This is a genomic window from Sphaerisporangium melleum, assembly GCF_014646695.1.
In the GTDB taxonomy this organism is placed as follows: domain Bacteria; phylum Actinomycetota; class Actinomycetes; order Streptosporangiales; family Streptosporangiaceae; genus Sphaerisporangium; species Sphaerisporangium melleum.
Genome location: NZ_BMNT01000066.1, coordinates 10,109 through 17,717, shown reverse-complemented (window position 1 = coordinate 17,717; position 7,609 = coordinate 10,109). Strand labels below are relative to the sequence as shown.

Annotated in this window: 4 protein-coding genes; all 4 read left to right on the top strand. The window is 67.8% G+C overall.

Features of this window, described 5'->3' with window-relative positions; genetic code table 11:
- Positions 1-303: DJ-1/PfpI family protein (locus IEY93_RS39000; protein WP_229691740.1), on the top strand; the 303-nt coding region annotated here is incomplete at its 5' end.
- Positions 304-791: 488 nt separating this feature from the next.
- On the top strand, positions 792-4,703 hold the full coding sequence (locus IEY93_RS35540) for a ThuA domain-containing protein (protein WP_189167568.1): 3,912 nt from the start codon (positions 792-794) through the stop codon (positions 4,701-4,703).
- Positions 4,704-4,740: 37 nt separating this feature from the next.
- Positions 4,741-6,777, top strand: a complete 2,037-nt coding sequence (locus IEY93_RS35535; RefSeq protein ID WP_189167567.1) for a ThuA domain-containing protein — start codon at positions 4,741-4,743, stop codon at positions 6,775-6,777.
- A 571-nt stretch (positions 6,778-7,348) separates the two neighbouring features.
- The coding region (locus IEY93_RS38995; RefSeq protein ID WP_229691741.1) for a DJ-1/PfpI family protein at positions 7,349-7,609 on the top strand (261 nt) is incomplete at its 3' end.

Sequence of the window (7,609 nt, the reverse complement as noted above, 5' to 3'; positions counted from 1 at the left end):
TGGATCCGGGTCGATGCCGATGTCCGGCGGATCACCGAGCACTTCTTCGCGCGTAATCTCCCGATCGCGCTGGTGTGCCATGGTGCGCAGGTGCCGGCGGTGTACGGGCTGCTGAAGGGCCGTAAGACGGCGTGCTTCCCGCCTATCACCGGTGACATGGAGAACGCGGGTGCGACGGTCATCGACGCTCCCGACGTGGTGGACGGCAATCTCATCTCCTGCCGGGGGTGGCCCGACATGCCGCAGTTCGCCAGGGCGATGATGGAGGTCTTCTCCAAGTCCATCAACTCCGCATCGGCCTGAGCACACCTGACCTGTCCCGGTGACTCGATCCTGGCCAACCGGTTCAACCCGCGAGTGATCGTCATCGGAGGCTGTTTCGCCTCGCTGCCCAGTGGCTGCCGCCACACGCACAAGACCGGCTGCAACGGCTCGTGGCAGCCGCTCCAGCCGCCCACTGCCGATTCGTCGCCTCCACGCCCGGCTTCGGCGCCGCCTCCCGTGGCGCGGCGAGCATGGTGATCGACCACATCATCGACGACCCGACCACGATCATGGATTCACCCAGGCCGGCACCTGACCGACGGCCCCGCAGACCTGGAGACGGCACTCTCCGGCAACCGCAATATCCGCTACCGCCAAGTGGCAACAAGCGCGGCGGCGCGCGCCTTGCCTGACATCCTCCGGTCAGGAAGGTTTTCATGTCACCACATCATCAGACGTGGGCCAGGCTGCTCGACGCAGCCCTGCCAGGAAAGGGACGACGCCCGAGACGTCGCACCGCGGCCGCGATGGCCTTGGCCCTCATCGCCCCTTTCATCACGCTCCTCGCGACGCCGGTGAGCGTCGAGGCCGCCACGGCGGCTAAGCCCGCTAAGTTCGCTAAGCCTGCCAAGCCTGATAAGCCTGCCAAGCCCGATAAGCACGCTTTCAAGGTGCTCGTGGTGCGCAGCACCCAGGACGCGGTGTCGTCGGCCGGCCTGGCCGCGATCCGGAATGCGGCAAAACCTGGTCATTTCACGGTCGAGGCCCCCCGGCCCGCTGACGTGGGCCGCCATTTCACGCAGAAGAAGCTGCAGCAGTACCGCGCGGTCGTGTTCTTGGACACGGGTCTCGCGAGCCCGCTCACGGACGCGCAACGCACGAACTTCGAGAGCTACTTCCGCGAGGGCGGCGGCTTCGTCGGCGTCGGCTCGGCGGTCGAGACCGACGAGTCCTGGTCGTTCCTGACCGACCTCCTGGGGACGCGTGCGTCCGGCAGGACCGACGTGCAATCGGGTGACGTGAAGGTCGCCGACCGCGTCCACGACGCGAGCAAGGATCTGCCGCAGTTCTGGTCGCGGACCGACAACTGGTACAACTTCACGAAGAACGTCCGCGGTGTGTCACACGTCCTCGCCACCGTCGTCGAGGACCCGTTCGGGCCGCAGCCGCAGGGCGCCGACCTCGACGGGATCGCCGGGGGCACGATGGGCGCCGATCACCCGGTCTCGTGGTGTAAGGACTTCCAGGGCGGCCGCTCGTTCTACACCGGCCTGGGCAACACGGCCGCGAGCTTCGACGCCGGCCTCACCAAGCACCTCAAGGGCGCGATCGGCTGGGCCGCGGGCCAGGCCGACCCGGTCTACAGCGATTGCGGCGCGACCGTGCTGGCCAACTACCAGCAGACGAAGATCGGCTCGCCGCCGAACCTGCAGGAGCCGATCGGCTTCGACCAGCTGCCGGACGGCCGCGTTCTGCAGACCGACCGCCTCGGCTCGCTGCGCATGCACGACTCGGCCACGGGCGTCACCACGGTCGTCGCCAACTTCGCCGACCCGAGCCTGCCGATGACGCAGCAGATCTACTCCGCGGGCGAGGACGGGCTCTATGGCCCGGCGGTCGACGCCGACTTCGCGACCAACAAGTGGGTCTACCTCTACTACTCGGGGAAGCAGGTCACCGACGTCAAGCTGAGCGACGGATCGGTCGTCACCCAGATCACGCCGAACACCAATCCGCCGAACGTGGCGGCGTCCAAGACCGCGTGGGATCCGTACGTGGGCTATTTCCAGCTCAGCCGCTTCAAGTTCGTCGACGCCACCGACAGCACGCCGGCGCACCTCGACATGGGCTCCGAGCAGCAGATCATGCGCGTGCCGGTCAACCGCCAGGAGTGCTGCCACGTCGGGGGCGACATCGACTTCGACAAGCACGGCAACCTGTGGATGGTCACCGGCGATGACACGCCCGCGGGCGGCATCAACGCCGGCGGCTACGGGCCGTTCAACTCGCAGAAGACCGACGAGCAGCAGACCGTGCGCGTCACCAACGCGACGGGCGGCACGTTCACGCTGACCTTCGAGGGCCAGACGACGGAGCCGATCGCGTGGAACGCCGATCGCGATGCGATCGACGCGGCGCTCGAGGCGCTGTCGAACATCGAGGCGGATGAGATCCAGACCAGCGGCGGCCCGGTCGGCACGTCGAACGTCAACGTGTTCTTCCGCCGCGGCAAGCAGCAGTCCGATCAGCCGCAGATCACCGCCGACGGCACCGGCCTGACCGGCACCGCCACGCCGGCGGTCGCCACCGGCACGGCGCAGGCGGGCGGCTGGTATCAGCGGCTCACCGGTGACTCGCGCCGCAGTGCGCTGAACACCAACGACCTGCGCGGCAAGGTGCTGCGGATCAAGGTCAAGGACGGCGACATCTCCGCCGCCGACGCCAACAAGGTCGACCTCGGCTCCGGCACGGGCGCCTACTCGATCCCGTCGGGCAACCTGTTCCCGCTGGTCGCGGGCGCGCCGCAGGACAAGACGCGGCCGGAGGTCTACGCGATGGGTTTCCGCAACCCGTTCCGGATCCAGGTCGACGAGAACGACGTGGCCTACATCGGCGACTACTCGCCCGACGCCCAGACACCGCAGCGCTCGCGCGGCCCGTCGGGCACCGGCCGCTACGAGATCGTGCGCAAGCCGTCCAACTACGGCTGGCCGACGTGCTACAAACGCGACCTCGCGCACTACGAGTGGAACTTCCACGAGTTCGCCCCCGGCACCACCACCGCGGGCACGCCGCTGAACGACCCGGCTCAGAAGTTCGACTGCGACGGGCCGACGCAGCGCAACGACTCGCTGTGGAACATCGAGGGCGGTCCGACGGTCGAGCCGGGCCTGAGGGACGTCCCGCCGGTCACCGACCCCGACATCTGGTACTCCTACCGCGACAACAACACGAACGCGCCGCTCGGCACCCCGTGCGAGGCCTACTACGCGCCGGCCCCGGGCCCGATCGCACCCGGCTCGACGACCGAATGCCCGCGGCTGTTCCCCGAGCTCTACACCGGCGGCGTCGGTCCGCACGGGGTCACGAAGTACCACTACGACCCGGAGAACCCGAACCCCAACAAGTTCCCGCCGTACTACGACGACTCGGTGATCATCAGCGAGTGGACGCAGGACACGCTGCGCGAGGTCAAGCTCGACAAGCAGAACAACCACGTCCAGAAGATCAACAACTTCCTGGATTGCGGCAGCCGTGCGAACGCCGGGGCAGGCAGGTTCCGGTTCGAGTGCGACAACCCGATGGACTTGCAGTTCGGCTCTGACGGCGCTTTCTACCTGCTGACCTACGGCAACGGATTCAACGTCATCAGCCCCGACGCGGGCCTGTACAAGTGGGAGTACGTCAAGGGCAGGCGCGCGCCGAAGGCCGTGCTCACCACGGACCGCACCGATGGCTCAACGCCGCTGACCGTGAACTTCTCCAGCGCCGGCTCGCTGGATGAGGATCCCGGCGACTCGATCCGCTTCGAGTGGAACTTCGGTGACGGCTCGGCGATCACGACCGACCCGAACCCGGCACACACCTACACGCAGTCCGGCCGCTACACGGCCGTGCTGACGGTGTTCGACTCGTCCGGCAAGAAGACCTCGACCAGCACCGTGATCACCGTGGGCAACACGAGCCCGACGGTGGTCGTCAATACGCCGGTGGAGGGCGGGACGTTCGCGTTCGGCGACGACATCCCGTTCTCGGTCACGGTCACCGACCCCGAGGACGGGACGGTGAACTGCTCCGAGGTGGAGGTGACGTTCGTGCTCGGCCACGACTCCCACGGCCACGCCGAGGAGTCCGTGAACGGCTGTTCGGGCGTGCTCCACACGGAGGCCGACGACGTCTCACACGGCGGCAACGTCTCCGGCGTGGTCCAGGCGCGCTACACCGACCACGGCGGTCCGGGCGGCGTTCCGCAGCTGACCACGACCGGCCAGCACCAGATCCGCCAGAAGCACCAGGAGGTGGAGTTCGTCGTCAACCAGTCCGGCACCAACACGGCGACCAACACCGACGGCGGCGCCGGCGTGCACCGCGGCAGCCTGGGCTCGGGCGACTGGCTCCAGCTCAACGGCCCATTCAACCTGACCAACATCGATTCGATCGGGTTCCGCGTGGCGGACGCGGCGAACGGCCGCACGCCCGGGTCGCCGCTGGCGGCGATCGAGGTCCGTCAGGACTCGATCACCGGGCCGATCCTGACGACGGCCGACCTCGTGTCCACCGGCGGGACGGGAACCTGGACCAGCCAGACGTTCCCGGTCTCGATGTCCGGGACGCATGAGCTGTTCCTGGTGTTCCGCTCGGTCACGGGTGGCGCCACGGGCGGCAACCTGTTCAACCTCAACTGGGCCGAGTTCGCCGGCACGGGCATCGGCGCCTAGCCGACCCGTCCGTATAGCGGTAAGAGAGAAGACACTCATGCGAAGAAGATTTCGCGCATCGGCAGTGGCCGCCTGCGTGACGGCGGTCGCACTCATCCCCGCGGCACCGTCGTGGGCAGAGGAAACGACACCGCCGGCGATCAACGTGGCGACGCTGTCGCCCTCTGCGCCGACCGGCCAGAACAACTGGTACCGCGGCTCGGTGACGCTGAACATGTCGGCGACCGACGACGTCGGCATCGCCAAGTTCCAGTACTCGCTCAACGGCGGCGCCGCCTACATCGACGTGCCCGTCGAGGGGGCGCCGGCGTCGGCCACGGCATCGGCGGTGATCACGCAGGAGGGCAACACCAGCGTCCGGTACCGCGCGGTCGACACGTCCGGAAATGTCGCGGCGTTCCGCTCGATCTCGGTCCGGATCGACACGCGCGCGCCGGCCGCATCGTACCCGGCGATCACCGACGGTCACGTCGGTCACGTCGCCACACTCATCCCGACGCGCACGGACCCCGCCCCCGGCTCGGGCGGAGTGGCTGTGCTGAACATGTACCTCGACGGCAAGCTGGTCCCGCCGTTGCCGGTGCAGACCTCCGACCTGTCGCTCGGCGTGCACACGCTCGCGGTGCAGCTCTCTGATGCTGCTTCCAACAGCGCGAAGTACACGCAGACGTTCATCGTGACGACGTCGTTCGCGGACGTCGGCACGCTGATCGGCCGGTTCGTGACCGCCGGCAGCGTCCCGGCGGAGGTCGGCGCGGCGCTCCAAGCCAAGCTCGACGAGGCGAAGGCGCTCGCCGACGCCGGTTCGGCCAAGCAGGCGAGCCAGGTCCTGAACAAGTTCGTCTCCATCGCCAACGGCCAGATCAGGCCCGGCTCGGCCCGCAGCACACTCGTGGGCGATGCGCGTCACCTGATCGACCAGCTCAAGGGCCGGCTCGCGCCGGAGCCCGTGACGGGCCTCGAGTCCGAGCCCGCGGAGGGCCCGAAGTTCATCCCGGACCCGGTGCTCGCCCCGCTCCCGCACAACCCGGACGCCGACTACAACGTCCTGGTCTTCTCCAGGACGACGGGCTTCCGGCACGACCACATCCCGCACACCGTGGCCGCGATCCAGAAGCTCGGCATCGCGAACAACTTCAACGTCGACGTCTACGACCCGCAACTTTCGACCGTCACGCTGCCCACGAGCCCGTTCCTGAGCCTCGACACGCTCAAGAAGTACGACACGATCGTCTTCGAGTCCAATGTCGGGCACCCGGGCCCGCTCGATCCGATCACCGAGCAGCCGACCTTCGAGGCCTACATGAACCAGGGCGGCGGCTATGTCGGCATCCACGGCGCCGCCGACTCGTTCGAGCTCCGCACCTGGCCGTGGTACGGCAACCTCGTCGGTGGGTTCTTCACCAGCCATCCGAACGGCCAGAACGGGTTCGGCCAGTGCGGCAGCTGCATCCACGCCGAGGTGGTGACCGAGGACAACTCGCACCCGGCGACCGCGCATCTCCCTGCCAAGTGGATGACGGTCGACGAGCTCTACAACTTCGACCGCAACATGCGGGCCGACGTGCACACGCTGCTGAGCCTCAACGAGGACAGCTACCAGCTCAGCCTCAACAGCGGCAACGCGGCCACCAACCCGCTGCGGCTGATGAACGGAGACCACCCGATCGCGTGGTGCCAGAACTGGGGCGGTGGCAAGGCGTTCTCGAACATCCTCGGCCACTTCCGGACGCAGTACTACGACGACTCGTTCATGCGGATCATCCTCGGCGGGATCGAGACGACCGCCGACCGCACGCGCGCCAACTGCTCGTCCTACCGCGAGACCAGCCTGCTGATCGAGGCCGACCGAGCGGCCGGGCTGCTGACCGCGGACGCCGCGGACGCCGCCGATGCCGCCCTGGCCATCGCGCGGGACAGCTACCTGGCGACCAACTACACCACCGCCATCCCGGCGCTGAACTCGATCGTCGCCCTGGCTAACCACAAGGCCTCCGGCGACGCTGCGGCACGTTCCGAGCTCGCGCGGCAGGCGCGCGCGCTGCGGGAGTGGATGCAGAACCTCAACCGCTGATCCGTTCACGCGGCGGGGGCGGTGGATCGCCGCTCCCGCCGCGCTGACGCTGGAGCGCACCACCATCGCGGATTCTCAGGGGAGCTTCAGGCGGTCGAAGTAGGGCGCTGGCGGGCGGTTCCGCGATGGTGCAGGATGGCCAGCATCCGTCACCTTTCCTATACGATCTGAGCAGTCGGCATGCAGCAGCGTTGCGACCGATGTCAACAGGTTCGCGAAGACGCCAGCAGGGACCTCAGGTCACGATGGACGACGAAGCGACGACCGCGCGGGGCTGTAGGGCCATGACGGGCGGAACGCCGCCGGGGAGATCTCGCGGCCGGCTTGCCGGGCGTTGGTGATGGTTCTGTTCGCGTGCCGGAGGAGATGGCGGGGCTACGCGACGCCGCCGCCTACGCCATGCCTCGGCACATCCTGCGATCCGGCGAGCGATTCCGGCGATTGTTCGGCGAGGCCAAGGACGCGGACGGAATGGCGGTAAAGGCTTGACGGGCGGGCTGGGTCCAGGAATGCTAACGAAATCGGATCGGATCTGATCCACCTCACCCGCCTCAGATGCGAGGAGAAGCAGGTGCCCAGAGCGCTGCTCCTGACCGGCGATGCCGCCGAGGAGCTCGACACCATGTATCCCTACTATCGCGTGCAGGAGGGCGGCTGGGACGTTGACGTCTCGTCACGGACGATGCGTGACGTTCAGCTGGTCATCCATGAGTTCGACCCGAACTCCGACGCCTATGTGGAGAAGAACGGCCGGAAGTTGCCGGTCGATGTGCCGTGGGCCGAGGTCGATGTCGAGCGTTATGACGCTCTCATCATTCCTGGGGGGCGTGCC

Excerpts from the sequence above, each read along its gene's own strand:
- IEY93_RS35540 (WP_189167568.1), top strand. The coding sequence starts at position 792 with ATGGCCTTGGCCCTCATCGCCCCTTTCATCACGCTCCTCGCGACGCCG.
- IEY93_RS35535 (WP_189167567.1), top strand. The coding sequence starts at position 4,741 with ATGCGAAGAAGATTTCGCGCATCGGCAGTGGCCGCCTGCGTGACGGCG.